We start from the raw sequence: 26,259 nt of genomic DNA, 5'->3' as shown, positions 1-26,259 counted from the left end.
TACACTTAGGATATTTCTTAATCATCAATATGCTGATAATTTTGTGTTTGTCATGTTCCGTTTTTAAGAGGGAGTTATGAAGGAAATTATTACAGGTTTGCTTCTAGCCTCAATAAGCTTATTTTCTGTCTCTTGTTCGCAAGAAGATACAGATGTCGTCAAAGTAGCAATCAATACTGGACCAGACCAAGTCATTTGGGATGAAGTGATCCGTTTAGCTAAACTTACCGAAGGATTAAATGTTGAAGTTATTGCATTTAACGACTATGAACGTCCTAATAAAGCCCTAGAAAATAGAGAAGTAGACGTAAATGTATTTCAATCTATTCCTTATTTACAATCAGAGATAAAAGCCCACAATTACAAATTTCATATTGCCAGCAAAACGTACATTTTCCCGTTAGCCGCGTATTCAAAGAAAATAAGCGATATTAGCGAACTCGAATATGGTGATGTGGTTGCCATTCCTAATGAAGCAAGTATGAAAGGGCGAGCTTTATTATTACTTGCAGAAAATCACCTCATTTCTTTAAAAGAGGGAGTTGGTTTTTTACCTTCCGTTGAAGACATTATTGATAATCCTAATGCCTTGATATTTCATGAAGTTGAAACTCCCATGTTAGTTGAAGCCCTTGATGATCCTGAGGTTACGATGGCGGTTATCAACAATAATTTTTCCTCTCAAATTGGCTTACTTGCTACCCGCGACGGTTTAATTATGGAGAATAAACATTCGCCTTATGCCAATGTTGTTGTTACTCGTATAGATAATATGAATGATGAAAAAATAAAGAAATTAATTACTGTTTTACATTCAAGACAAGTCGAATTAAAGGTGCAAGAAATGTATAAAGGGGACGCGGTTAAGGCGTGGTAGAACATATTTCAGGTTAAAAAACAAACAGTTCAATATAACTATGAGTTTCTATACCTAATAAAACAATCTAACAATATGAAGTTTTTTCAGTATGATGATAGAAACTTTATAATTCATAAATAGTAGAAATAAAAAATGTCTAGTTCTCAACTGAAAAAACAATATATTGGCGAACATCAATTATCTCCAGAAACGTTAATGATGAGCTATGGATACGATCCATTGTTATCGGAAGGCTCTGTCAAACCTCCTGTATTTTTAACATCGACATTTATTTTTAAAAGTGCAGAAGAAGGGAAAAATTTTTTTGATACGGTAAGTGGAAGAAAACCCCTTCCAGAAGGAGAAAAAGCGGGTTTAGTCTATTCTCGTTTTAACCAACCTAATAGTGAGATCGTTGAGGATAGATTAGCAGTTTATGAAAACACAGCATCATGTGTCCTCTTTTCATCGGGAATGTCAGCTATTACAACGACATTAATGGCTTTTACACAACCTGGCGATGTTATTTTACATTCTCAACCACTTTATGGTGGAACAGAAACATTAATAGCCAAAACATTCGCTAAGTTCGGTATTCAAGCAACACCATTTACAGATGGTTTAAATTTAGCACATATCCAATCGCAAGCTGAAATGGCTAGCCAAAAAGGGAGAGTTGCGGTGATATTTGCCGAAACTCCCGCCAATCCAACTAATTCACTGGTTGATATTCAAGCGTTAAAAATCGTTGCGGATAAATTAGAAACAAGCCAAGGCTATCGACCTATTATTATTTGCGATAACACCTTATTAGGACCTGTTTATCAACATCCCATAGAGCAAGGCGCTGATATTTCACTCTATTCATTAACAAAATATGTGGGTGGACATTCTGATTTAGTCGCCGGTGCTGCAATGGGATCACGCGAGCTTATTAATCAAGTTCGCCTATTAAGAGGTGCAATAGGGACACAACTTGATGCGCATTCTTGCTGGATGTTAGGCCGCTCTTTAGAAACATTGCAAATTCGCATGGAAAAAGCCAATCAAAATGCGCTATTAGTTGCACAATTTCTACGTGACCATGAAAAAGTGAAAGTGATCCACTATTTACCTTTTGTAGATGAAAATAGTATTGAAGGTCAAGTATTTGCTAGACAATGCACAGGCGCAGGATCAACATTCTCCTTTGATATTGTTGGTGGTGAAGCAGAAGCTTTTCGTTTTCTCAATGCGATGAAAATATTTAAATTAGCGGTGAGTTTGGGAGGAACCGAGTCATTGGCATGTCATCCTGGCTCTACCACACATTCAGGTGTTCCTATGGAATTACGCCACAATATAGGTATTCAAGAAACAACCATTCGTTTATCTATTGGTATTGAAAATCCTTATGATCTTATTGCTGACTTATCTCAAGCATTAGATCATGTTTAATGGATAAACAATAGCAAAACAGCGGATTATAAGATTTATAATCCGTTGTTTTTTTGCTTTGCTGTTTTTTATTGTTGTTTTTGCCATTCACTTTTGGTTAAACGACAAATAACTTCTGTTCTTATTTCGTCTAAATACTCCACATACTGATCTTTAATTATGTGATGATATTTAAATCCACACTTTTCTTGTACTCGCTTCGAGTTTACATTGTCTGCAAAATAACCACACCATAGATTATCTAATTGTAGAGTCTCAAAGCTATGACAAATAAGCGCTTTCACTGCTTCAGGAATAAGTCCTTTCCCCCAAAAAAGAGTACCAATCCAATAAGAAATTTCGGCATCATTATCCCCTATAGGGAAATTGCTCTCATGGCAAAAAGATAAGCCAATTAAACCAATCGCTTTATCATCATCGAGCAATGTGACAGCATAAACTTCATCACGCATAAATATAGTCTGGATAATTTCGGTACTTTCAGCAACACTTTTATGTGCTGGCCAGCCAGCGATAGGGCCTACTCGCTTATCCCTCGCATAATAATAGAGGCTCTCTGCATCTGATATTCGCCATGGACGTAATAATAATCGTTCTGTTTGTAATTTTTTCATACAATTTAGCTCTGTTATAACGTATGTTTCATTATGTTAGGATGATCGTATTTTAAAGAGAGCCAATATAAAACTGAATGGATTAATTAAGGTGTTATCGGTACTTTTGACAACTAAATCCATTAATGCTCTTGTGATTAACATTGAGATTATTAAAAATAAAAACAGTAGCAATATGCAATAGAGTGAATAATTTATGTTTAGTCAATCATTATTAAAGTTAAATATCCCTTCGGAGTATGCCGTTATTGGTGAAAGCGATATGCATAATGAATTAGGCTATCCATTAGCATTATCTTATGTTGTGGTTATTATTTGTTTAGATGGCAGGGCTGTTATTAATATAGATTTTCAAACAAAAACCATTAAAGCGAATGATATAGTGATACTCGGTGATGATAGAATGGTCACATTGCAACGTAAATCAGCTAATTTTCGTATTTTTTATTGTTTTCTTAAGAAATCTTTTGCCTCTGAGATCGCTTATGCACTTTCAAATAGTTTGTTTACATTTTTGCATGAAAACCCCATTTGTCGCCCTTCAACGGTTCACTTAAACGCCATAAACAATTGGGTGGAACAATTAAAATATATAGATAAAAGTTATACTGATCATAGAAAGTTAATGTTGAGAGGGCAGTTACAAAATCTTTTTTTTGCGATAACAGAATTAATACCATCTCATTATTCCTTATCTAAAAAAGAATTCAGCCGTAAAGAGCACTTATGTTGGCAATTTTGGGAATTAGTTATAAAACATAGCCACCAGCACAGAGACGTTGCCTATTATGCAAATCGCCTTAGCATCACACCGTTTTATCTATCACAGCTCACTAAACAATATTTTAATGATGTTCCTAAGACGCTGATTAATAGACAAGTAATTCTTAAAATAAAAGCGTTATTGACGCACACTACGCTATCAGTAAATGAGATCGCCATAAAACTCCATTTTGACGATCCCTCATATCTATGCCGTTATTTTAAGCGCGAGACTGATTGTTCCTTATCTGGATATCGCCAACAATATCAACGGCAATAAAATATATTAAGCAGCTATTCTTTTTTCACTGTAGTTCATACCTTGCAGCATACAAAGCCAAGCTAGTACTGCGATCCCCATTAAAATAGCGAATAACGAAATAGGGGGCAAGGTTGTCAGGATATAACCACTAGCAAGTGGATTTAATGCAGCACCTAACCAACCTAGAGATTGTGCAGAGAAATAACTTGCTTTCATTCCTAACGGCGCAATATTATCGATCATCATATACTCACCAGGTGCATAAATCAGTTCACCAAAGGTAAATATTGCTATCGCCATTGCCCAGAAAATTAAATTATCACCCGCCAGCATAAAGCCCGCTAATCCTAAGATAAAAAAGAGTGTGCCTAAGGTCATTAATTTACGTAGTCTTTCAGCAACCACTTGTTTACCGACGATATATTGTAATGAGACGACAATGGCCGCATTGACGGGGAGGATCACCGCAATAGCAGATTCAGCCAATTTAGCATCATAAACAACTAAAAGGTATTGCGAAATACACGAAGCAAATGTACCAAAAGTTAATGTGCCAAAAAAAGTTGAAAGCACAAACCAGCCTAATGCCTTATCTTTTAGCATTATTTTCGGCTCCCACTTTACACTATTTTCTTCTGTGGAATGGTCTACCACTGAACGTTGCACAAAACATTGGATCATAAATAAAGGAATACTGGCGGATATTGCCGCTAACCAAAAAGGTAATTGAGTACCATACATTAATAATAATGTGCCAATAGGTGGGCCAACCGTCCACCCGATATTAATAAAAGTATAGTTTAGTGAAAATATTTTAGGCTTTGCTGATATTGATAGAGTTTCAGAAAAATAAGCTTTCAATACCGTAGAAAAGACTAAATAGGAACAGTTAATAATTGAGAAAAAGATAACCACTAAAATAGTACTATTGACCATTGGGATAGCAGCAAATGCGATAATAAAGGTAATAATAGAAAAAACCATATAACGTTTTTTTTCAAATTTATCTGCCAGCATACCAAAGGCAAGGCTGAATACTATCCCCGTAGTCAGTGAAATAGACATTGCGATACCAATATCATCAACAGGCAATTTATATTGTCGTGATAAGTATATCGCCATAAAAGGCAGTGTTGCACCTCTTCCTATAGTCAGAATAAGTGATGAAAAGAGTAGTGCAGTTGTAGAACGAGATTTTTTTGAGAACATATTATCATTTTAATTATTTGTATTAATGGATTATTGTTGTGTTTGGTAATTTTCTGGTGAAAACTGTCCAGCTGTATATTTATACATAACTTATAAATAACTGTATAGAGATAAAAGCTAGAAAATAAATTTTTTTAACCACTACCTATTTTATTATCCCATTTTTGATAACACTGTTTATCAAAAATATCTCTATAACAATAAGTTAGTTTTCTCTAGACTAAATAGTTTGATATAACCCGATTTAGCTAAGAGGCAAATTATGTCTATTATTCATCTTGAATTTGAAAAGCCTATTGTTGAATTAGACGAGAAAATAGATGCATTACTTGCATTTAAACAGTCTCAAGATGAAACAACGGCAGTTGATATAGACGAAGAAATCGCCAAACTTCGCCAAAAAAGCCTTTCATTAACACGCTCTATATTTTCTGATTTAGGGGATTGGGAGATCGTACAGTTAGCACGTCATCCTATGCGCCCTTATACATTAGATTATATCAAAGCTATTTTTACTGATTTCCAAGAGTTGGCCGGCGATCGTGCTTATGCTGATGATAAAGCGATTGTTGCAGGGTTAGCGCGTTTAGATAGAAAACCAGTGATGATTATCGGTCAACAAAAAGGGCGAGATACTAAAGAGAAAGTAAAAAGAAACTTTGGTATGCCATCACCAGAAGGTTATCGGAAAGCATTACGCCTGATGAAAATGGCTGAACGCTTCCATTTACCAGTGATTATTTTTATTGACTCCGCGGGTGCTTATCCGGGGGTTGGCGCTGAAGAGCGGGGGCAATCAGAAGCCATAGCACGAAATATTCTTGAAATGTCCCGATTAAAAACACCGATAATTTGTACAATAACAGGGGAAGGTTTTTCTGGTGGTGCATTAGCAATAGGTGTGGGGGATCGAGTAAATATGTTGCAATATAGTACTTATGCTGCCATATCGCCCGAAGGCTGTGCCTCTATCTTATGGAAAAATGCTGATAAAGCGCCTATTGCCGCCCAAACCATGGGAATGACGGCACCTAAATTACAGGCATTGGGTATTATAGACTCGATTATTCCTGAACCATTGGGAGGCGCACATCGCCACTACCAGCAAGCGGCTGAATTCGTAAAAAAACAGCTCCTCGCAGATTTAACAGAATTGAATCGTTATTCTAAAGAAGAACTGCTTGAGAAACGTTATCAAAAATTAATGTCCTATGGTTATTGTTAATTCTTTTCAAGTGAGAGAACAATCAATGTTACACTGCCTATATTCAATACTCCCCATATAGGCAGTATTTTTATGTCAATTGACCTTAATTTATTACGTATTTTTTCTGCGGTTGCAGAGCAAGCACAGTTTGCCAGTGCTGCACGATCACTTTCTATGCCAACATCTAATGTCAGTAGGGCAATAAAACAGCTAGAACAACAGCTTAACTGCCGATTAATTGATAGAACCACGCGAAAAATGCGTTTAACTGAGCAAGGGAAAATCTTGTATCAGCAAGCCAAAAAGACCTTATATGAATTAGATAATGTTGTAGAACATATAACGAGTGATGGCCCATTAACAGGAACCTTTAGACTCACGATACCCAGTGAATATGGTAGTGAGTTACTTGCCGATATTTTAGCGGATTTTGCTGCACTTCATCCTAACTTAACCATTCAATGTGATACGCAGCTAATGCCAAGAAATGTTATAGAAGATGATATTGATTTACTTCTAACATTTCATCGTGGCCAATTAGCCGATAGTAGCTACCATTCACGTCTCATAAAGTCGTGGCGTAGTATTGTTGTTGCCTCAGAGAGCTTATTAGCAAAAACGGGTATCCCTACAGATATTGAACAACTAAGCCAATTACCTTGTATTTCCAGTTTAAGTGCATTAGAAGGGCAGCCGTGGATCTTTATTGATAAAGAGCAGAACCCTGTAAAAGTGACAATTAATAGCTGTTATCGTGTAAATAGTGCTATCTTAGCCAAAGCTGCCGTATTAAAAGGTTTAGGTTTTGCTATTTTAGCTGAACATTGTTGCCTTGATGCGATAAAGGCAGGCAAATTGCGAGCTATTTCTTTTCCTCAACAGCCCGCATCAATTAGTTTAGTCGCGATATATGCAAGTCGTCGTTCGCTTTCACGTAATATTGAACATTTTCTTGCATTTTTAACTCAGCGTTTATAATAATTAATCCGCTATCTGCTGAGAAAGTGCACCTTGTTTCTCTTTGCAAGGAAAAAGCATAATAAACAGAGTAATAAAACAGGAAAGTCCTGCGGTTAGCATGGCATAGGCAAATCCTGAATTAAATGCTTCAGGTAATAGGGCAACCAACTGATTATCTAGGGAAGCGGTTTTATTTTCTGTTACTAACGTAATAATATTAATCGGTTCTGCCACTATTCCTAATGCTTGACTTTGTATCATCATATAATTAATTGCTTGCTGTATCATTAATGTACCTAATAACGCAATTCCCATTGTCATACCGGTTTGTCTTAATGCATTCATGGTTGCAGACGCCATGCCCGAGCGAGACGGTGCTACACTTTTCATCACTAAAACTCCGATTGCGGGTGTCGCTAATCCCATTCCTGCACCTAAGATAAATAAATAGCTTCCTGTTATTGCGTAAGGGCTATTTGTTGCTAATGTTGCCAATAAACAAGAAGATATTGCAATCAACAAAAAGCCAAAGATCATTAATTTTCTGACAGATATATAACGAGAGAACCGTCCAAATAACATAGAAAAAAGAGCCATGGCGATAAACTCAGGAGCCATTCTTAAACCTGTTTCTAATGCACTCCAGCCTTGTGCTTTTTGTAGGAAAAAAGCGATAAAAAAGACATTACTATAAGTGGCAAATCCCAAAGTAAAAGAGGAAAGGTTATATTGGAAAAACGAGCGATCTTTAAATAACGATAGCGGTAATAACGGGCGTTCAATACGTTTTTCGACTATAACAAACAGGGTAATAAAAATCAGACCGACAATTAATGCGAATACAGTACGATAATCAGACCAACCTACAGAGCCAGCTTCAATAAAACCATAGGTTAGTAAACCTAATCCCAAGATACTGGTTAATTGTCCTAGGGGATCTAACGCAACATCCTCAGGATCGGCACTTTCACTTAATCCATACCAGCCTAGTAATACTGTAATAGCACCAATAGGAATATTAATAAGAAATATACTTGCCCAACCACTGGCATGAACTAATGCACCACCAAGGATAGGGCCAATAATCAGCGATAATGCACTAACCGAAGACCAAATACCAATAATACGGATACGTTCAATATCAACAGGAAAGGCATGTGTAATAAGTGATAATGCGCCAGGAATAAGGGCTGCAGCTGCAATACCTTGGATAATACGCCCAAGGATTAATATTTCATGTTGTTGTGCAATAGCACAGATAAGGGAGCCTAGAGTGAAAATAATCACCCCCCAGAGCCACACTTTTTTTCGTCCGAAACGATCACTTAATGGCCCTGAAGACAAAATACAAGCTGATAGACATAGTGCATAAGCATCCACAATCCACTGTAATGTAGCCATATTGGCATTAATATCATTCTGAATAGTAGGTAGAGCAACATTGACGATACTAATATCAAGAGTGGCCATAAATGTGCCTAAACAGATAGCACAAATAAGTGACAACCGTTTTGTATAACTCATAAGTTTTATTACCTTTATGGTGAAATAATAGTAGTATCATAATATCCGACTGACCGTCGGTCAATCAATTGATGATAATAAGTTTCATTTACGGTTATTGTGGCTATTCTCAATATGGAGTACCCTTTAACAGCCACTTAGAGGGAGATGAGCAATGTCATTAGAAGAAAAAAATATCGATAAACCAAGAACAAAGCCAGCCGAAGTTCGTTTAGAAGAGTTAATGAACGCCGCAGAAACACTATTTCTTGAAAAAGGATTTGATGCCACAACCGTCAGCGATATTGTAAAACAAGCGGGGGTCGCTAAAGGAACGTATTATCACTATTTTACGGCAAAAACAGATATTCTCGACGCACTGCGAACTCGATATATGGATTGGTATATTGATAAAGTTGAGCAAGCAATGGCAAGCTGCCAAATTCAAGATTTTCGCGCTAAATTAAAACAGTGGTGTGAAACTAGCGTTATTGCTTATGTTGAAAAACAAGAATTACACGATATGCTTTTTCATCAAGTCTTTCATCAAAGCGGTAATATTCATGAAAATAGAGCGCTACAGCAGTTACAAAAGATATTAATGGGGGGGACAGAGAATAAAACGTGGCAAGTCCTACAGCCTGAATTAACCTGCACGCTTATTTATCATGGTATGCATGCTGCCGTTGATAATTTAGAACACAGTACGGAATACACATCACAAACATTAGGTGCGCTATTATATCGACAATTTACACAATTATTAAGTTAACCAGACTATTAAATAATGAATATTCGGGTTGTTGATATAAAATAAGCGTGACACTGTCACAAAAAAGAAAATTGGGCGCGATTAACAACCGAAATCATTTGTGGTGTTTCTAATATTGTTGCATCACTTTTATACGGTTGTCTGTTTCTTAGCAACATAACCATAAGGTAGGACTTCAAAAGAGCAACATGATAATTTCATCAAAAATGAAAGGGGATTATGATTGACTCGTGGTTGGTAACATACAACAACAGAATGTTAAATTTCAAACAAAAAAACATGTATTAATCTTTATATATTTAAATACCACATGAAATTAATATTACCTATATTTTTAATATAATGATGTAATTAAAAGATAAAATAAAATATTTTCCCAATATAAATAAAGAGAAGCATTTCAATTAATATGTAATTATCATTAAGGTGTTATATGAGTAAATTAACAATTGGTGGAGTAAATATATCAACTTCGCAAATAAACAAATTATCACACGCATCTAAAGCTAGAGATGCAATGTCTATTTGGAAAAAAATAAAAGATTGGTTTAATCATGGTCAAAAAGAACATGTGCTTAAATTACTTTATCATACCTATTTCAATCCTAAAAATTCAATATTTGATAAGGTTGATTGCTTTGCAGAATTATATTCTATGACAGGGGCGCAATATAAAGATAATTTTCATTTATATTTAAAAGATGGTTATGATTTAAAAATGAAATTTGTTATAAAAAACGTTTATAATGGTGAGGTATTATTAGATAATTTAATTAAAGACATGATGGATCGGATACATAATAAAAACCCAAGCATAGAAAAAGACATAGGAAATATAAGAAGTTATATAAGAAGAAGACTACATGAAATTCCTAATTATGTTAATTATGATATTAATCAATACAATTTCTATTTATCCCAAATAAAAAATGACTTACTACCAAATAATTATTTTAACGTAGAGCGTTATTTGGATGGTGTAACAGATTTTGTTCGTTTATATAATATAAATAATTATAGAATTAGTGTAGACGATAAAATTGAAGATCGTTGTAAATTACAAAAACTTATGAATATAATACAGCATATCGATATAGAATATAGAAAAAATATTCAAATAAAACTTTTGATGAATACTGTTTCTTTAAATATAAAAGATAAAAATTCAAAAGAGTTTTTGAATTTAATTAAAATCAAATTATTGTCATTCTGCAATCCTCATGTAGATATAGTAGAAGGATTTATAGAACATGGAATGGAAACTTTATTTAAAGATGAAAACAAAAAAGAAAAAGCCTGTGGATCATTAAGGAAAGCTATTATTGATTATAACTATCCATTTATTAGAACACTTGAATTCAATATTACTGATGAGACTATAAATAATATTTATATAAATAATATAGTACCAAGTGAGTATATCTCCTTCCGCCAATAACAAACGCCCATAATTACAATGAATTAAGTGACAATAGCTACAGCTATAACTCTATCTTTAAATAAAATAAAGGCTTGGAACGTAAAATAACACCAAGCCTTTTATTTTTTATATTAATAAATAAGGGGGGGTACTAACCATCAATCCCTTTCTTAGCCAAGAACTCATCATAAGTGCCTTGGAAATTAGTCACTTTTTCAGGCGTAATTTCAATAATGCGGTTAGCCAATGAGCTGACAAACTCACGATCGTGAGAAACAAAAATTAACGTCCCTTGATAGAGTTCTAACGCCATATTCAGTGACTCAATAGATTCCATATCTAAGTGGTTGGTAGGTTCATCCATAATCAGAACGTTTGGTTTTTGCATCATTAATTTACCAAACAGCATTCTGCCTTTTTCACCACCAGATAATACTTTGACTGATTTTTTAATATCATCTTGTGAGAAAAGAAGGCGACCCAATACACTACGCACCGACTGTTCATCATCTTCTGGCTTCATCCATAAACTCATCCAATCGAAAACGGTCATATCAACTTCAAAATCAGTGGCATGATCTTGTGCATAATAACCTATAGTGGCATTTTCAGACCATTTAACGCGTCCATTATCAGGCGTTAATTCACCCACTAATGTTTTGATCATGGTTGATTTACCCACACCATTGGTGCCTAAAATCGCCACTTTTTCGCCCACTTCCAGCATCATATTTACGTCTTTAAATAAAGGCGTATTTGCTTCATAACCTTTAGCAATATTCTCTACTTCTAACGCATTACGAAATAATTTCTTCTCTTGCTCAAAACGAATAAAGGGATTTTGTCGGCTGGAAGCTTTAACTTCGGTTAATTGAATTTTTTCAATTTGTTTTGCACGCGAAGTGGCTTGACGAGACTTTGATGCATTAGCACTAAAGCGGCTAACAAAGGATTGTAATTCACTAATTTGTGCTTTTTTCTTTGCATTATCAGCGAGTAAACGTTCACGCGCTTGTGTTGCCGCTAACATATACTCATCATAATTACCTGGGTGAACTGTTAATCCACCATAGTCAAGATCGGCCATATGAGTACACACCATATTTAAAAAATGGCGGTCATGGGAAATGATGATCATAGTGCTATTACGTTCATTTAATGTTTGTTCTAGCCAGCGGATCGTATCAATATCTAAGTTATTCGTCGGTTCATCAAGTAATAAGATGTCAGGATCAGCGAATAGGGCTTGTGCAAGGAGCACACGTAGTTTCCATCCTGGCGCCACTTCACTCATTGGGCCATTATGTTGCTCAAGTGGAATACCAACGTTTAATAATAATTCACCGGCACGTGATTCAACGGTGTAACCGTCCATTTCACCGAATTTCACTTCAAGATCGGCAACACGTAAACCCTCTTCTTCACTCATTTCCGGTAAGCTATAAATACGTTCACGCTCTTGTTTAATTTCCCATAACTCAGCGTGCCCCATAATTACCGTATCAAGCACGGTAAACTCTTCATAAGCAAACTGATCTTGTTTTAGCTTACCCAAGCGCTCATTAGGATCAAGGAATACGTTACCGCTAGTAGGCGTGAGATCACCACCGAGAATTTTCATAAAGGTGGATTTACCGCTGCCGTTAGCACCGATTAAACCATAGCGATTACCGCCACCAAACTTAACAGAAATGTTTTCAAACAGTGGCTTCGAACCAAACTGCATAGTGATATTATTACTTATTAACAAGACGAATACTCATGATTAGTGAATGATAAAGATAATGGGGCGGCATTATGCCATAAACTTACCCCATTAAGACAGTAGAGTAAGGTTAGTCGATGACTTATTTTACGATATCATGCACTTTTACGCGTTAATCACTTAACACTTAACTCAAAAAGACTATGTGATTTATCTGCTTTAAATAACGATATGAGTGGGAATGTGTTATTTTAATAGGATTAATTTTCAAAAAGAAACAATCAAAGAGAGTTACTATGCCGATATGGGTTGATGCTGATGCCTGTCCTAAAGTTATTAAAGAGATACTTTATCGGGCAGCAGATAGAGAAAAAGTGGTGATCACTTTTGTGGCAAATCAGCGATTAAGTATACCCGCATCGCCTTATTTGCGCACATTGCAGGTTTCTGCAGGTTTTGATGTGGCTGATAATGAAATTGTACAACGTGCAAACCAAGATGATTTGGTGATCACTGCCGATATTCCTTTAGCGGCTGAAGTGATCGAAAAAGGGGCTATTGCACTCAATCCTCGAGGTGAACGTTATACAGAGTCAACAATCCGCGAACGATTAAATATTCGTGATTTTATGGATACGATGAGAGCAAGTGGCATTCAAACAGGAGGACCGGCAAGTTTATCACAGCGCGACCGGCAACTTTTTGCTAATGAGTTGGATAAATGGTTACTACAGCAAAAACGTAAAAAATAATAAATTATCAATAAAATAATAAACTTTTGAATATTCTTACCATCCGAGAGGTAGTTATGTCATTTACTAAATCAATGCTTGCACTCGCTGTTATGGCGGTTTCTTTTACTAGTCACGCAGCCAAACAGGCTGATTTAATGATTGTCGATGGCACAGTGTTAACAATGGACGCACAAAATCAGGTTATCGAACAAGGAACGGTTGTTGTAAAAGAAAATAAAATTATCGCCGTTGGGGGGCCTGAGTTAACACAAGAATACCAAGCCAACAAAGTGTTAGATGTGGATGGTGATATCGTGATACCAGGATTAATTAATACCCACACACATGCATCAATGACGGTTTTTCGCTCTTTAGCCGATGACGTGCCAGACCGATTACATCGTTATATTTTCCCTTTAGAAAATAAAATGGTGTCTCGCGATATGGTTCGCGTGGGAGCAAACCTCGCCAATGTTGAAATGGTAAAAGGGGGAGTAACTACCTATGTTGATATGTATTATTTTGAAGATGAAGTTGCTAAAACGGTTGATAAGATGGGAAATAGAGCCATCTTAGGTGAATCAGTGATTAATTTTCCGGTGGCTGATGCACAAACCCCTGAAGAAGGCATTCAATATGCTGTCAATTTTATTAATGAATATAAAGATCACCCGCGTATTACTCCTGCCTTTGCACCTCATGCACCTTATACCAATACCACAGAGAACCTGCAAAAAATTGCTAAACTATCGGTAGAGCTTGATGCTCCTGTGATGATCCATTTAGCAGAAACCGATAGAGAGAAAGAAGAAATTGCAAAACGAACCGATGGTAAAAGCCCAGTTCAATATATGGCAGATATTGGCGCTTTAAATAATAAAGTCATTGCCGCTCATGCGATTATGGTTGATGAGCAAGATATTGATTTATTAAAGAAATATGATGTAGGTGTTGCTCATAATATTAGTGCTAATACCAAATCAGCCAAAGGTGTTTCGCCCGTTGTTGCCATGCTAGAAAAAGGTGTTCGTGTTGGTTTAGGGACTGACGGTCCAATGTCGAGCAATACACTCACAACGATGAATGAGTTAAATTTAGTAGGCAAAATTCATAAATTAGAGAATAAAGATCGCGCCGCAATGCCACCATTAACCGTCGTTGAAATGGCAACAATAGGCTCAGCCAAGGCATTACATATGGAAGATAAATTAGGCTCTTTAGAATCGGGAAAACTTGCTGATATTATTGTTGTTGATACTAAAGCACCTAATATGGTGCCTATGTATAGCCCATATGCAGCATTAGTTTATGGTGCGAATGGAAGTAATGTTCGTCATACCATTGTAGATGGTAAAATTTTGATGGAAGATCGTCAGCTGTTAACCGTAGATGAACAAGCGATTATCAGTGAAGCTCAAAATTTCGCGAATAAAGTACGTCAAACCGTTGTTGATAGTGGTGAAGTCGTTAAATAGATTATACTAATATAGCGTTAATAAGTTTATAAAAGGTGATTTGATATCAAATCACCTTTTTTATTTTAAACTATCAGATATCGGAGATTTGTTGGTTAATACTTTTTCTTATTGTATTTCTTAGCCATATAATTTTTGTATTATGGCTATTACGCTTATGCCATAACAAAACAAAAGGTAGATGAAGCTGTTCTAAAAACACAGGGGGGAGAGGGATAGGTAATGTTACAATATCGGGAAAATGTGTTTTTACATAATAACGACAATATCCTGGTGCACAAGTAATTAATTGATGGTCAGGTTGAGATATCATAAAAAGAGATTGCTCAAAAGAAGTATAAGTAATTGCTATCTGACGACTTTTGTTCATTTCTTTTAAGATATTATCCAAAGCCCAATGACTTTGTTTGTCATATTCTGTACTCACCTGAGAAAACGATAAAAAATTATTAAGATCCCACTTCATTTTCATTAACGGATGATTTTTGTGTAGATAAACGAGTGGGATATCATCAAATAATATTTCATAATCAATCACATCAGGAAGTAGCTCTAATAACTCTTTTGAGCGTGAATAGTATTCACGTCCAACAAGCCCAATATCAACTTCTCCATCAATAATATTAGAAAGGGAATTATATTCCCAATTTTTTATCTGAAGTGTGGATTTTGGGTAATGAGATAATATTTGTTGTGGTAAAGAAGGTAACATGACCTGATGTAACGGTGTTTCTAAAACTAAATTAAATTTAAGTCCAACAGGAACTTCTGTATTACGTTTATTGGCTATATGGTGGCTAATATTAATAAAATCAGATAAAGAATCTTCAATACTTAACGATAATGGTGTTGGGATCAACCCTTGTGGACTACGGATAAAAAGAGGATCATCAAACCATATCCTTAATTTGGCTAATGCTTTACTCACAGCAGAAGGAGAAATGGATAACCACTTAGCGGCCAAGGTGACACTGCGCTCCTGTAAAAGAATTTGAAATATGACTAACAAATTCAAATCAATTCTATGTAATGGTTTGTTAGACATTATATTTAACCTTTTTTTGTTCTGTGAACCGAGGAAAGCATAGAAAAAGAGTACCTACAATACAACTGATAAATAAAATAACCACCAACATATTTATTGAGGATACTTCAATCCACCCCATTACCCAAATATAAAGTGAAGAAAAACTTAATTGTGAAATACCCAGCACAGAGCTCGCAACGCCGGCTCGTTGGCTAAAGGGAGAAAGTGCTTGGCTCATAATAATCCCAAATAATAACGCAAATCCTGAGCCGCATAATGCAAAGGTAATAAAAAACCAACGCATGTCACTCTTTTTCCCTATAAAAAGGAAAATAATACCTATTCCAAAACATATAAACCCTACTGATAAAATATGCTTATAGCGGTATTTCATTAATATTTTTGGCATTAAAAAAGAAATGGTCATACTTATCATTGCTAATGATGTCATTAATATTGAATACTCTCCTGTTGAATAATTCATTTGTTGCATCACTACAATAGGGGAAATATTGACATAAGTAAGAATAACGGCCATTCCTAAGCAGGAAATAAGTAAACGACTTAAAAAATAGCGAGTGAAAAAAGAGTCTGTTGTTGGTTTTATTACAGATAGATTTACTTTTTTATTTTTAATTTCTTTTTTATGGTAGGTCTCTTTTATCCCCAAAAAACAAAAGATAAAAACCAATAGGGAATAAGCCCCCATAAGATAGAACATCATTGACCATTCGCAATATAATAAAATAATAAAGCCTAGAACAGGAGCTAATACCGGAATAATGCAAGTAATACCATTTATCATAGAAAGTACTTTAGCACGTTGTTGTTCTGTTAATGTGTCTCTTAATATCGCAAAAGTAACAACGTAACAAAAACCTGAGCCACTACCTTGAAAAAATCGTGAAATCAAGAACTGTTTTTCCGTTATCGAAAGCCCAGCACTTAATGACGCGAAGAAAAAAATCAGAGTACCAAATAAAATAACAGGCTTACGACCTAAATTGTCACTGCACCATCCAGCAATTAACATGGATGACACCATTCCCATCAAATAAATTGAAAATGCATGGTGTAATGTCACTTCAGAAGCATTTAAATCGCTAGCAATTGCTGTTAATCCAGTTAAGTATAGATCAACACCAAGAGGATAAATCAATACTAAAAAAAAACTAAAAATAACATATTTAGTCATAAACCACCTCGTTTTAGAAAGTGGCATTCTAGTAACTAAAAAAAATAAAACCTAATGATAAAAGAGCAATCGCTTATTTCCATAATGGAAATAAGCATGCTTTTAGTTTTTATATCCTTTATTTTCTACTTATCTTTAGGGATATACACTAAAATTCGATTATATTTTTCTAAATCAAATGCTAATGAGGTGTATTCATAACGCTCGTTTTTACCAGCAAAATTTAATGTTCTTACTCCATCACAGGGAGGGTAGATCTCATGTTTTTCCCACATATGCTTAAATTCTGGTGATGAACAGTTTAATTTAGCAATTAGCTTACGAATATTTGGATCATTTTTAGCTCTTGCATGGTCACGCCGGAAACTAGCAAGTAATCTATCCGCTGTATGCTCCCAATCATTGATGCGTGTTTTGTATCTAGGATCCATAAATAACAAATAGAGATAATTACGATTTTCAGTACAGTAGTCCGAAAAATGGAAGTATAGATCTGCTTTTTGATTATAAGCTAAAACATCCCAGTGTAGATTTAAAACATAGCAAATATATTCTGGTGGAAAGTCAGCTAAAATTTTTAAAATCGTATCAGGAACTTGGTATTCCACTATGCCGGTTTCTGTCGGCTCTCTCATATGTGATAATAAGTAAAGATGCTGCCTTTCCGCGCTATTTAAGTGTAAAGCTGTCGCTAAATTATCTAGAAATTGACTTGATACTCCAATATCCCGCCCTTGTTCAAGCCATGTATACCAAGTTAATCCGACACCAGAGAGTGCAGCCACTTCCTCTCGGCGCAAACCAGGAGTGCGTCGACGCCCTGTACCAGGTAAACCAACTGACTCAGGTGAAATACTTTGTCTTTTAGTACGTAAAAAATCAGCAAGCTCGGGGCGTGTTCTTTTTCTTTCTGTCATAGGCTATTGCTTTTAGTAATAGTATAAATGGTTAAATTGTATCAGGATAAACAACTTATTATAGTCTTATTTTTTCATCATTGAGATAAGAAATGAGCAAACAACAACGTATCGCTTTATTTGTTTTATTATTAGCTGGATTCGTTACTATCTTTGATCTATTTGTCGTTAATGTCGCTATAGTTAATATTGAACAAACACTTAACGCCACACTCACCGAACTCACATTGATTATTGTCGGATACGAATTAGCATTTGGCTTGCTATTAATCACAGGTGGACGATTAGGTGATATTTATGGACGTCGAACACTCTATCGCTTTGGAATGTTTGGCTTTACGTTATCATCTGTATTATGTGCAATTTCTCCAAGTGCTGTTTTACTTGTTATTGCCCGTTGTTTTCAAGGACTAACTGCAGCCTTGTTATTCCCTCAAGTATATTCAAGTATTCGCCTTAATTTTGATAGTTCACAAGCCAAAAAAGTATTCGGCTTACTTGGTATGACGTTAGGTGCTGCCGCTATAGCAGGGCAAGCCTTAGGTGGATTATTAATATCATTAAATATATTTGGGTTAGCGTGGCGTACTATTTTTTTGATAAATCTTTTTATTGGTGTGATCGCATTATTTTTTTCGCGCTATCTTACCCAAAATGAATTATCCGATCATATCAAATTGGATATAGGAGGAGTCATTTTATCTACACTTAGTATATCATTTACGTTATTACCATTGTTGATGCTTCCTATCTGGCACTGGCAATGGTTTAGTTCATTATTTTTTCTTGTTGGAATAAGTCTATTAATACTATTTTTTTGTTATGAAAAAAAATTAAAATACCAAGGGAAGCAACCTCTATTTGATCTGATACTCTTTACTAATCATCAATATGTTATTGGGCTCATTATTGTTGTTTTTGTTTATTCAACATCATCTGCTTTTCCTATGATAATGTCGATATTATTACAAAGTGGGTTTAATCGTACGGTTTTTGATTCTGGCTTAATGTTTGTTCCTGCAAGTATCGGTTTTATACTTTCCTCTTTATTCACACCGAAGTGGATCAAAAGTATTGGCGAACATGTTATCTATTGGGGCGCAGTCTGTTATGCCTTCAGCTATATTTTGCTTATTTTAGGCGTCTATTATTTGATTACCCCTAAGAACACTACATTAATTATTCCTTTCTTATTGTTAGTTGGCTTTACACAAGGCATGATTATGACTCCTATGCTGAATTTAGTGTTAGAAAAAGTGAAGCCTGAACTTGTAGGGATTGCTTCCGGATTAACGGCAACATTACAACAAATTGGGGCTGCTATAGGGGTAACATCTGTTTCCATCATTTTGCAATTTAGCCTCACACAGGTTATATCAACGAATATAATTGAACATTATAAGATAGCGTTTAGTTTTAGTATGTTGTTTAATTTTATAATGGCTATATGTGCGGCTTTTTTCTTGAAAAAAATAACAAACCATAAGAATACGTTATAAAGTTAGTCATCTTGTTATACGTTTTAACAGAACTATTTGGTTATTTTACTGTTTGTGTAAAAGAAGTGAATAGTCGTAGAACTAAGAATATTAATTGTCAGTTAACTCTTTTGATTTAGAGAAAATAGTGCTTTTTTAACAAAAATAATTAACCCCCAATATCTATTGGGGGCTTTATTTTAGTACAGAAAATCTAAGGAGTTAATGGTTAGCAAACCATTGTTCAACTTCTTCATAGCTACCCGTATAGATAATTTTATCTTGTTTTTTACTTAACTGGTAACGATACATAGGATCGTAATATTCTTTTAGTAAAGGCGATAACCATGAAAAATGCACTTCTGTATTCGCACTTATTTTTTGTGCGGCTAAAGCATTATCAAGTAATTGGGTTAACTCCGCGGCTCTTTGAGCACCTAATCGACGTCGAATAGCATACAATCCATGATGCAAATAATCACTGTATTCTTGCCAACCTTTTTCTTCACCATACGCTTCAATAAAGTCATGAGTCATACGATCAAAATATTCTTCTTTGAGTCTTGCCATACGCCGCTCAAATGGATCATCCACCACAACCAAATGGGCTGTTGCCATTTGTATACGCAAGCTTTCCGGTAAACCATTAGCACCAATAGCACGGCCTTCGTCTTCGAGTACCCAGCGCGAATGATAGGGGGATTTTTTTAACATATCGACAGCAAGGTAGTTTTCGAAAGTCGCTTGAGCAAACTGAGCCTCAACAGTGCGACCAAATGAGGAGCCTCGATGATGAGCGAATCCTTCTAAATCAATTCCCTCTGGTAAAGAGCGTACTAAGGTTGTTTTACCATTACCTGTACAACCACCAATTAAGATAATAGGGCGTTGTACTAGCTCATTGGTCATTTCGATTGTCGCTTGTCTTAACGCTTTATATCCACCTTCAATTAAAGGATAATCGATGCCTATTTCAGCTAACCATTTTTGAACAATGTGTGAACGCATACCGCCACGAGCACAGCAAATAAATCCAGAAGGAAAACGCTCGCAAGCCTCACGCCAAGCAGCAACACGATGTGCTTTTATCTCGCCTTTAACTAATTGATGCCCCAACTCTACCGCTTTTTGAGAGCCATGTTGTTTGTAGCAAGTCCCTACAGCCGCACGCTCTTCATTATTCATTAAAGGTAGATTTATTGCGTTGGGCATCGCTCCTTGATTGAATTCAATTGGCGCACGAACATCAATAATTGGTGTTTCATTGGCAAGGAGTTGGCGTATATTTTGAGCAGAAAGCGTTGATTCCATAATAAAAACTATAATATCTAAACAGGCAGAAAGATTGTCTACTATACTCTTAAAATTACCTAATAGCACACACAGAGCATGTTTTTGTGAGTAATAAAATCAAACTCTATTTAACCAGCACTGCGGCATTATTTTGAAAAGCGTATTTAAAATAAAGAAAATTGAATTGATCATAAATAATTCAACTACAATAACCTTATGCTATTTTTAGCAAAATAATATAAGTCACTTTATTACAACTAAAAATATTATAGTATTGATAGCTATGAATGGATTTAATCATAAAATGATAGGTGTATTACCTTGAACTTAATAAAAAAACATCATCGAATTATCAGCTTAACTGTGATGACTGTATTGTTGACGGGCTGTTCACAAGGGCATTCTCCTTTTATTCCTATGCTAGGTGCTTATTTTCCCTATTGGATGTTATGTACATTTATTGGCCTATTAGGTGCTTTTTGTCTACGGGTTTTACTTATCTACTGGGGAATTGATGATAAATTGCCAGTACCTTTGTTATTTTATTTTGCGATTATGTTATCAATTTCTTTAACTATCTCCTTACTTTATTTTACTTATTAAACTATGGATAAAAAAATTAAAAAAAGCCTAGCACGCGTGATCACCATTATTGTTTTTTTGATAACGCTCATTTTATTATGGCAAAGTATTCATATATCGGCATTAAATCCTCTTAGTGAAGATGCCATCATTGATGCAAATAAAATTAATATCTCAGCCTCGGTGCCTGGACGCATTGCTGCTGTTTATGTCAAAGAAAATAGTAAAGTCAAAAAAGGCGATTTACTGTTTACACTTGATCCCACAATGTACGCACTCAGGGTAGAGCAAGCAAAAGAGCAACTACAGATTGCACAAGCGACATTAAGCAATAAGCAACGTATTATTATTGCGGAAACATCCAATTCAGAAGTGGCACAAGAGCAAATAAAACGTGCGCAGGTCAATTTATCATTAGCCACACAATCATTAAATCGATTAGAACCTTTATTAGCAAAAGGCTTTGTCACAGCACAACAAGTCGATGATGCTCGGACGTTAAAACATGATGCTGAAGTGACATTAAAACAAGCACAGAAACAGAATGTGGCATCTGAAGCACTTATTAATAATACCGATTCAGAAGAAGCATTAGTCAAGTCATTAAAAACATCGCTTGCCATGGCAGAGTGGGAGTTAAGTAATACTGAGGTAAGGGCGCCAAGTAATGGATATATCGCAGGGGTCGTTTTATCTCCCGGTGAATTTATTTTGTCAGGGCAATCTGTTTTTACCTTAATTGACTCTGATACTTGGTTTGCTTCGGCCTATTTTAAAGAGACAGATTTAAATAATATAAAAATTGGTAGCTGTGTGGTGATTTACTCCATGATTGATAATCAACACCCCATTAAAGGTAAAGTTGAAGGAATTAGTCGGGGAGTCATGTCGACCGATCTGATTAATATTCCAAGAGACTTACCTTATGTACCTAAATCATTAAATTGGGTTCGGGTTGAGCAGCGTTTTCCTGTCAAAGTCATTATTACTGAACCACCAGAAGCACTCATGCGCATCGGTGCCACTGCTACTGTAAATATTGTACCTAACGATGATGACTGTTAAATCTTCGCTGATAGCAAAACAAGTCAAACAAGATTTATTACCTTTTGACTATCGATTCGCCACTACGTGGCGCATAGCGTTACTGTGTGCCTTAATGGCCGTGATCGCTATGGTTTATGAAATCCCTGAATCAGCAATCAGCTGTTATTTAATTATCTATTTGATTAAAGCGGATGCAGTACAAAATATATTACTCTCCCTTGGGGTCATTATTTTATGCTCCATTGTGGTTGGTGTGGCGTTAGTACTGTTTAATCTCACTATTCAAAATATTATTTTACGCTTCTTTTTTATGGCTTTTTTCTCAGCCATTTTTATGTATTTAGCTTCAGCAAGTAGTCTCGGTGATATAGGTAATTTAGTTGCTTTGGTGATCGCCTTTTTAATGACGCTAATTGAAGATATCCCATTTGGTGATGCTGCAACCAGAGGATTGCTTTATGCATTATTAATGGCCGTTTCGCCGATGCTATTGGTGATTATATTCAATTATTTTTTTGGTATTAGCCCACGGAAATTACTGCTTAATAAAATTTCAACGCGCTTTATGGCAGCCCATGATTTTTTCTTAGGGAAAAAAACTAACCAGATAACGCTGAGTGAAATACTAGGAACACAAGCAGAATGCCAACGTTATTTGATGGTTATGAAAATCCTTTATCTATTAGGTAAAGAAGATATCCAATGGTTAGAAAACATGGTTGATAACTCCTATGCAATATTGGTTATGTCAATAACAGTGGATGACAATACCCCAACATCATTACGTTTTATGTTAGCGAAAAGATGTAAATATATTGCGGACTGTTTTGCCAATCACTCGTTAGATAACATTAAAGATAGTGTGCAACGTTTTCAGCCAATAAAGAGAATCGCTTTATTGGATAAATTTAATACTATTTTGCTAACAAAACGAACCACTAAACCCATTAAAAAAGCCACACCCTTTTTTGTAAGCGATGCATTTAGTAATCCTAATCATAAATACTTTGCTATTAAAACAACTCTTGCCGCTATTTTATGTTATTTGTTTTATGATTATTTTAAATGGCAAGGTATCCATACAGCGATGATCACTTGCTATGTGGTTGCACTTACTTCAGTGGGCGAAACGGTTCATAAACTTACACTAAGAATAATAGGGTGTCTGATTGGCGCATTAATTGGCATGATCTCACTGCTTTATATTATTCCTAATATTTCTGATATTTTTCAGTTGATGGTATTGATCTTCTTCTGTCTTTTACCTGCAGCCTGGGTTGCCGCCGGTAATGAACGTATCTCTTATGCTGGCGTACAAGTAGGGTTAGCCTTTTTGCTAACGACACTACATGGCTTTAAACCGAGTTTTGATATGGATGTGGTTTCCGACCGTATTTTGGGTATTTTATTAGGCAATATTGTTATGTATGTCATTTTTACTCGAGTCTGGCCCGCGAGTATCGTCAATACAATATACAAACAGCTCGCCACGATTTTAGATGACTATACAAAGTTAAGATGCTCTGCCAATAAAAGTGAGTGTTTAGATTTAGTCGCCTCTATTAATGAGACTATTGCACAATCTAAAGATAATATTGATTTACTGCTGTTTGAGAGAAAAGATAAAGAAAGAAACAAAGTATTCACCTTGTTTTTTAAACAGTCATTAAGCAAGATTTCTTACATTAGTCGCCATAGTTATGCTGATAGGTTTATTTTTGATGATAATGGTGAGTATTCCGATACACTGCCTTTATCTCCAGATGATTTTAAGAAAAATGTCTTAACTGAAGAAATAAAAATGTTGCCCATCAATGAAAGAGAACAAGTATTTAAACAGTTAATAAGAGAAAATAGATGATGATAAAATCGGCCATTAATCATAAAAAATATATTCTATCATCGTGGTTAAGTTTATTACTTGTTGGATGTATTGATACTAGCGATTATGGGAAATACTCAGCACAACAACCGATGCCTTATAATAATACAAACTATATGGCAGCTTCTGAGCAATACCTCGCCACACCTCAGCAAGAGCAAACCACTAAAACGAGCTATGGATTGGCCGAGCTTATCGATCTTGGTCAGCAAAATAATCCTGAAACACGGATTGCTTGGTTATTAGCGAAAAAATCAGCCACCGATATTGGTATGGTAGAAAGTACTTATTTACCAATTATTACCGCAACGGCATTGGCAGGTTATCAAAGAGGAAAAGTAGATTTACCCGCCAATCCAATTGTTGATGATATTAAAACATCAAACAGTGCTTTTATTCCAGCATTAACCTTTAGATGGCTTATTTTTGACTTCGGTAAACGAGGAGCTTTAGCCGATGCTGCTAAACATGCTTCTTTGGCAACAAACCTTAATTTTAATCTGATGCATCAAAAAATAATTCATGATGTTTCTGTTGCCTATTTTAGTTATGGTGCGGCCCTTAAAAAAGTCACTCTTACCCAAGAGGCACTGCAAAGAAGCAAAGATATTTTATATGCCATAGAGCAAAAACGTGCGCGGGGATTAGCAACCGTATTAGATGTTGCTTTAGCCAAACAACAAGTTGCCCAAGTAGAATTACAACATGTGTTAGCTAAAGGTCATGAAAAAGATCAATATCAGTTATTACTGTCTGCAATAGGTGTCTCTCCCTTTGAAAAGATAAAAGTGAATTATGATAATGACGCGCGCTTACCTGATGATATTTCCCCATTGACTCACGATGTGATAAAAAAAGCGTTATCACAACGCCCTGATATTTTAGCTCACTATGAATTAGAGCAAGCGGCATTAAAAACGGCACGCTCTGTTGAATCTGACTATTTTCCTAAAGTGTATCTCGCCGGTGCTCTTGCTGGTGGTTCGGGGCATTTTGATGTTCAAGGGTTACCTGAAATTAGCCAACGAACTTCATCGTCGAATATTTTAATTGGCGTGAGTATTCCCTTATATGAAGGGGGCATGCGTCAGTCGCGAATGAGCAATGCTCAATCAGATATCCAATTAGCACAAGAAAATTTGCGCAAAAGTCAAGATACGGCAATCAAAGAGATCTCTCTCAGTGAGAATGCATTAAGATCGGCCCTTGAAGCAAACAAAGCGGCTAAAAATCTCGTTGATACCGCACAATTAAGTTATACCGCCAGTGTCGATTTTTTTAACAATGGACTAGGTACAGTAACGGAGATTAATACTGCAGAAATTGCACTATTAAATGCGCAACTCTCACATATAGATGCTTATACAGGCTCATTAATTGCCGCAGTAGATTTAGCCTTTGCTTTAGGGGATATTGATCAGGGCTTACCTAATATACACCTTGATAAATAGAGATAATCACCTTATAAAAAGGGCTGCCTATCAAATAACAGTGCAATAGAGACGTTTGTGATCTTTGAAATCGCCAGAACAATAATACATTATGGTTTACATTTTTTAGCGCCAATAGCACTCGCTTATCTATTTTGGGGTAAAAACTGGCGGCTTGCTGCGCTTCTTATGATGAGTACGATGGCAATAGACATTGACCATTTGTTTGCAACGCCAATCTTTGATCCCAATCGTTGCAGTGTTGGTTTTCATCCATTGCATACTCTATGGGCTGCCATTGTCTATATCGTTTTATGGTTTATTCCTTCTTGGAAATGGAAAGCCATTGCCGTTGGGTGCTTATTTCATCTATTAACCGATTCTGTTGATTGTTATTTAGGTGGTTTAAAACCTGATATGGCTATAACAATAAGCTGTAATAAACTTTATTCGCCAGAAACGCCATTCGAATATTAAAAGACAAAACAC

Annotated in this window: 23 protein-coding genes; 15 read left to right on the top strand and 8 right to left on the bottom strand. The window is 35.6% G+C overall.

Annotation, left to right across the window (positions count from 1 at the left end; all coding sequences use genetic code 11):
- Positions 1-76: 76 nt before the first annotated feature.
- Positions 77-877: a MetQ/NlpA family ABC transporter substrate-binding protein gene (locus tag AACV00_RS03895; RefSeq protein WP_004248058.1), complete on the top strand. Its 801-nt coding sequence runs from the start codon at positions 77-79 to the stop codon at positions 875-877.
- A gap of 135 nt (positions 878-1,012) precedes the next feature.
- On the top strand, positions 1,013-2,296 hold the full coding sequence (locus AACV00_RS03890; protein WP_004248059.1) for a cystathionine gamma-synthase family protein: 1,284 nt from the start codon (positions 1,013-1,015) through the stop codon (positions 2,294-2,296).
- Between the two features lie 68 nt (positions 2,297-2,364).
- Here the strand turns inward: AACV00_RS03890 and AACV00_RS03885 are convergent, their stop codons facing one another.
- A complete protein-coding gene (locus AACV00_RS03885; RefSeq protein WP_060555442.1) occupies positions 2,365-2,910 on the bottom strand; it encodes a GNAT family N-acetyltransferase in 546 nt (181 codons plus the stop codon).
- Positions 2,911-3,106: 196 nt separating this feature from the next.
- On the opposite strand from AACV00_RS03885, the gene AACV00_RS03880 reads away from it, so the two are divergent.
- The gene (locus AACV00_RS03880) at positions 3,107-3,952 is read left to right on the top strand and encodes a helix-turn-helix domain-containing protein (protein WP_004242935.1); all 846 of its coding nucleotides are present in this window, start codon (positions 3,107-3,109) and stop codon (positions 3,950-3,952) included.
- Between the two features lie 6 nt (positions 3,953-3,958).
- Here the strand turns inward: AACV00_RS03880 and ydeE are convergent, their stop codons facing one another.
- Positions 3,959-5,143: an efflux MFS transporter YdeE gene (ydeE, locus tag AACV00_RS03875; protein WP_060555444.1), complete on the bottom strand. Its 1,185-nt coding sequence runs from the start codon at positions 5,141-5,143 to the stop codon at positions 3,959-3,961.
- Between the two features lie 262 nt (positions 5,144-5,405).
- Here ydeE and accA point away from each other — a divergent pair, with 262 nt between their 5' ends.
- On the top strand, positions 5,406-6,368 hold the full coding sequence (gene accA / locus AACV00_RS03870) for an acetyl-CoA carboxylase carboxyl transferase subunit alpha (RefSeq protein ID WP_004251201.1): 963 nt from the start codon (positions 5,406-5,408) through the stop codon (positions 6,366-6,368).
- A gap of 72 nt (positions 6,369-6,440) precedes the next feature.
- On the top strand, positions 6,441-7,328 hold the full coding sequence (locus AACV00_RS03865) for a LysR family transcriptional regulator (protein WP_004242940.1): 888 nt from the start codon (positions 6,441-6,443) through the stop codon (positions 7,326-7,328).
- A gap of 3 nt (positions 7,329-7,331) precedes the next feature.
- On the opposite strand, the gene AACV00_RS03860 is transcribed toward AACV00_RS03865, so the two are convergent.
- A complete protein-coding gene (locus tag AACV00_RS03860) occupies positions 7,332-8,834 on the bottom strand; it encodes an MFS transporter (protein WP_004251198.1) in 1,503 nt (500 codons plus the stop codon).
- Between the two features lie 154 nt (positions 8,835-8,988).
- On the opposite strand from AACV00_RS03860, the gene AACV00_RS03855 reads away from it, so the two are divergent.
- Entirely contained in the window at positions 8,989-9,585 is a 597-nt protein-coding gene (locus AACV00_RS03855; RefSeq protein ID WP_012367925.1) for a TetR/AcrR family transcriptional regulator, read from the top strand.
- A 433-nt stretch (positions 9,586-10,018) separates the two neighbouring features.
- The gene (locus AACV00_RS03850; protein WP_161679982.1) at positions 10,019-11,023 is read left to right on the top strand and encodes a hypothetical protein; all 1,005 of its coding nucleotides are present in this window, start codon (positions 10,019-10,021) and stop codon (positions 11,021-11,023) included.
- 133 nt (positions 11,024-11,156) lie between these two features.
- Here the strand turns inward: AACV00_RS03850 and AACV00_RS03845 are convergent, their stop codons facing one another.
- Complete coding sequence (locus AACV00_RS03845) at positions 11,157-12,755, bottom strand: ABC-F family ATPase (RefSeq protein WP_036918317.1); 1,599 nt, start codon at positions 12,753-12,755, stop codon at positions 11,157-11,159.
- Between the two features lie 251 nt (positions 12,756-13,006).
- On the opposite strand from AACV00_RS03845, the gene AACV00_RS03840 reads away from it, so the two are divergent.
- Both AACV00_RS03840 and AACV00_RS03835 read left to right on the top strand, forming a co-directional pair.
- Positions 13,007-13,462: a YaiI/YqxD family protein gene (locus AACV00_RS03840; protein ID WP_004251194.1), complete on the top strand. Its 456-nt coding sequence runs from the start codon at positions 13,007-13,009 to the stop codon at positions 13,460-13,462.
- A 56-nt stretch (positions 13,463-13,518) separates the two neighbouring features.
- Positions 13,519-14,919 carry an amidohydrolase gene (locus AACV00_RS03835; RefSeq protein ID WP_161679980.1) on the top strand — a complete coding sequence of 467 codons (1,401 nt, stop codon included), beginning with the start codon at positions 13,519-13,521 and terminating at the stop codon, positions 14,917-14,919.
- A 73-nt stretch (positions 14,920-14,992) separates the two neighbouring features.
- Here the strand turns inward: AACV00_RS03835 and yidZ are convergent, their stop codons facing one another.
- The 3 genes from yidZ to AACV00_RS03820 form a co-directional block, all read right to left on the bottom strand.
- On the bottom strand, positions 14,993-15,964 hold the full coding sequence (gene yidZ / locus AACV00_RS03830; protein ID WP_049210325.1) for an HTH-type transcriptional regulator YidZ: 972 nt from the start codon (positions 15,962-15,964) through the stop codon (positions 14,993-14,995).
- On the bottom strand, positions 15,957-17,141 hold the full coding sequence (locus AACV00_RS03825; RefSeq protein WP_020945656.1) for an MFS transporter: 1,185 nt from the start codon (positions 17,139-17,141) through the stop codon (positions 15,957-15,959). The genes yidZ and AACV00_RS03825 overlap by 8 nt, the downstream gene beginning before the upstream one ends.
- A 125-nt stretch (positions 17,142-17,266) precedes the next feature.
- Positions 17,267-18,058 carry a helix-turn-helix transcriptional regulator gene (locus tag AACV00_RS03820; protein ID WP_004248073.1) on the bottom strand — a complete coding sequence of 264 codons (792 nt, stop codon included), beginning with the start codon at positions 18,056-18,058 and terminating at the stop codon, positions 17,267-17,269.
- Between the two features lie 92 nt (positions 18,059-18,150).
- Here AACV00_RS03820 and AACV00_RS03815 point away from each other — a divergent pair, with 92 nt between their 5' ends.
- Positions 18,151-19,557 (top strand): MFS transporter, encoded by a 1,407-nt coding sequence (locus AACV00_RS03815; protein ID WP_020945657.1) that lies wholly within the window; start codon positions 18,151-18,153, stop codon positions 19,555-19,557.
- A 201-nt stretch (positions 19,558-19,758) separates the two neighbouring features.
- Here AACV00_RS03815 and mnmH read toward each other — a convergent pair whose 3' ends face one another.
- Entirely contained in the window at positions 19,759-20,847 is a 1,089-nt protein-coding gene (gene mnmH / locus AACV00_RS03810) for a tRNA 2-selenouridine(34) synthase MnmH (RefSeq protein ID WP_023843561.1), read from the bottom strand.
- 303 nt (positions 20,848-21,150) lie between these two features.
- On the opposite strand from mnmH, the gene AACV00_RS03805 reads away from it, so the two are divergent.
- The 5 genes from AACV00_RS03805 to AACV00_RS03785 are packed head-to-tail and all read left to right on the top strand — an operon-like array spanning position 21,151 to position 26,247.
- Entirely contained in the window at positions 21,151-21,432 is a 282-nt protein-coding gene (locus AACV00_RS03805) for a YtcA family lipoprotein (protein ID WP_004242955.1), read from the top strand.
- A gap of 3 nt (positions 21,433-21,435) precedes the next feature.
- Positions 21,436-22,476: a multidrug transporter subunit MdtN gene (gene mdtN, locus AACV00_RS03800; RefSeq protein WP_004242957.1), complete on the top strand. Its 1,041-nt coding sequence runs from the start codon at positions 21,436-21,438 to the stop codon at positions 22,474-22,476.
- A complete protein-coding gene (locus AACV00_RS03795; RefSeq protein WP_104731645.1) occupies positions 22,463-24,319 on the top strand; it encodes an FUSC family protein in 1,857 nt (618 codons plus the stop codon). The genes mdtN and AACV00_RS03795 overlap by 14 nt, the downstream gene beginning before the upstream one ends.
- Positions 24,316-25,791, top strand: a complete 1,476-nt coding sequence (locus AACV00_RS03790) for a TolC family protein (protein WP_004242959.1) — start codon at positions 24,316-24,318, stop codon at positions 25,789-25,791. The genes AACV00_RS03795 and AACV00_RS03790 overlap by 4 nt, the downstream gene beginning before the upstream one ends.
- Positions 25,792-25,848: 57 nt before the next feature.
- Entirely contained in the window at positions 25,849-26,247 is a 399-nt protein-coding gene (locus AACV00_RS03785; protein WP_004242961.1) for a DUF6122 family protein, read from the top strand.
- Positions 26,248-26,259 lie beyond the last annotated feature (12 nt).

Source organism: Proteus sp. G3927 (assembly GCF_963894685.1).
In the GTDB taxonomy this organism is placed as follows: domain Bacteria; phylum Pseudomonadota; class Gammaproteobacteria; order Enterobacterales; family Enterobacteriaceae; genus Proteus; species Proteus mirabilis.
This window is presented reverse-complemented; position numbering and strand designations above follow the sequence as displayed.

What these genes read in the sequence shown, in the direction of transcription:
- mdtN (WP_004242957.1), top strand. Translation starts at nt 21,436, where the DNA reads ATGGATAAAAAAATTAAAAAAAGCCTAGCACGCGTGATCACCATTATT.
- accA (WP_004251201.1), top strand. Translation starts at nt 5,406, where the DNA reads ATGTCTATTATTCATCTTGAATTTGAAAAGCCTATTGTTGAATTAGAC.
- AACV00_RS03790 (WP_004242959.1), top strand. Translation starts at nt 24,316, where the DNA reads ATGATGATAAAATCGGCCATTAATCATAAAAAATATATTCTATCATCG.
- ydeE (WP_060555444.1), bottom strand. Translation starts at nt 5,143, where the DNA reads ATGTTCTCAAAAAAATCTCGTTCTACAACTGCACTACTCTTTTCATCA.
- yidZ (WP_049210325.1), bottom strand. Translation starts at nt 15,964, where the DNA reads ATGTCTAACAAACCATTACATAGAATTGATTTGAATTTGTTAGTCATA.
- AACV00_RS03885 (WP_060555442.1), bottom strand. Translation starts at nt 2,910, where the DNA reads ATGAAAAAATTACAAACAGAACGATTATTATTACGTCCATGGCGAATA.
- AACV00_RS03860 (WP_004251198.1), bottom strand. Translation starts at nt 8,834, where the DNA reads ATGAGTTATACAAAACGGTTGTCACTTATTTGTGCTATCTGTTTAGGC.
- AACV00_RS03825 (WP_020945656.1), bottom strand. Translation starts at nt 17,141, where the DNA reads ATGACTAAATATGTTATTTTTAGTTTTTTTTTAGTATTGATTTATCCT.
- mnmH (WP_023843561.1), bottom strand. Translation starts at nt 20,847, where the DNA reads ATGGAATCAACGCTTTCTGCTCAAAATATACGCCAACTCCTTGCCAAT.
- AACV00_RS03865 (WP_004242940.1), top strand. Translation starts at nt 6,441, where the DNA reads ATGTCAATTGACCTTAATTTATTACGTATTTTTTCTGCGGTTGCAGAG.
- AACV00_RS03820 (WP_004248073.1), bottom strand. Translation starts at nt 18,058, where the DNA reads ATGACAGAAAGAAAAAGAACACGCCCCGAGCTTGCTGATTTTTTACGT.
- AACV00_RS03855 (WP_012367925.1), top strand. Translation starts at nt 8,989, where the DNA reads ATGTCATTAGAAGAAAAAAATATCGATAAACCAAGAACAAAGCCAGCC.
- AACV00_RS03815 (WP_020945657.1), top strand. Translation starts at nt 18,151, where the DNA reads ATGAGCAAACAACAACGTATCGCTTTATTTGTTTTATTATTAGCTGGA.
- AACV00_RS03850 (WP_161679982.1), top strand. Translation starts at nt 10,019, where the DNA reads ATGAGTAAATTAACAATTGGTGGAGTAAATATATCAACTTCGCAAATA.
- AACV00_RS03840 (WP_004251194.1), top strand. Translation starts at nt 13,007, where the DNA reads ATGCCGATATGGGTTGATGCTGATGCCTGTCCTAAAGTTATTAAAGAG.
- AACV00_RS03895 (WP_004248058.1), top strand. Translation starts at nt 77, where the DNA reads ATGAAGGAAATTATTACAGGTTTGCTTCTAGCCTCAATAAGCTTATTT.
- AACV00_RS03795 (WP_104731645.1), top strand. Translation starts at nt 22,463, where the DNA reads ATGATGACTGTTAAATCTTCGCTGATAGCAAAACAAGTCAAACAAGAT.
- AACV00_RS03835 (WP_161679980.1), top strand. Translation starts at nt 13,519, where the DNA reads ATGTCATTTACTAAATCAATGCTTGCACTCGCTGTTATGGCGGTTTCT.
- AACV00_RS03890 (WP_004248059.1), top strand. Translation starts at nt 1,013, where the DNA reads ATGTCTAGTTCTCAACTGAAAAAACAATATATTGGCGAACATCAATTA.
- AACV00_RS03880 (WP_004242935.1), top strand. Translation starts at nt 3,107, where the DNA reads ATGTTTAGTCAATCATTATTAAAGTTAAATATCCCTTCGGAGTATGCC.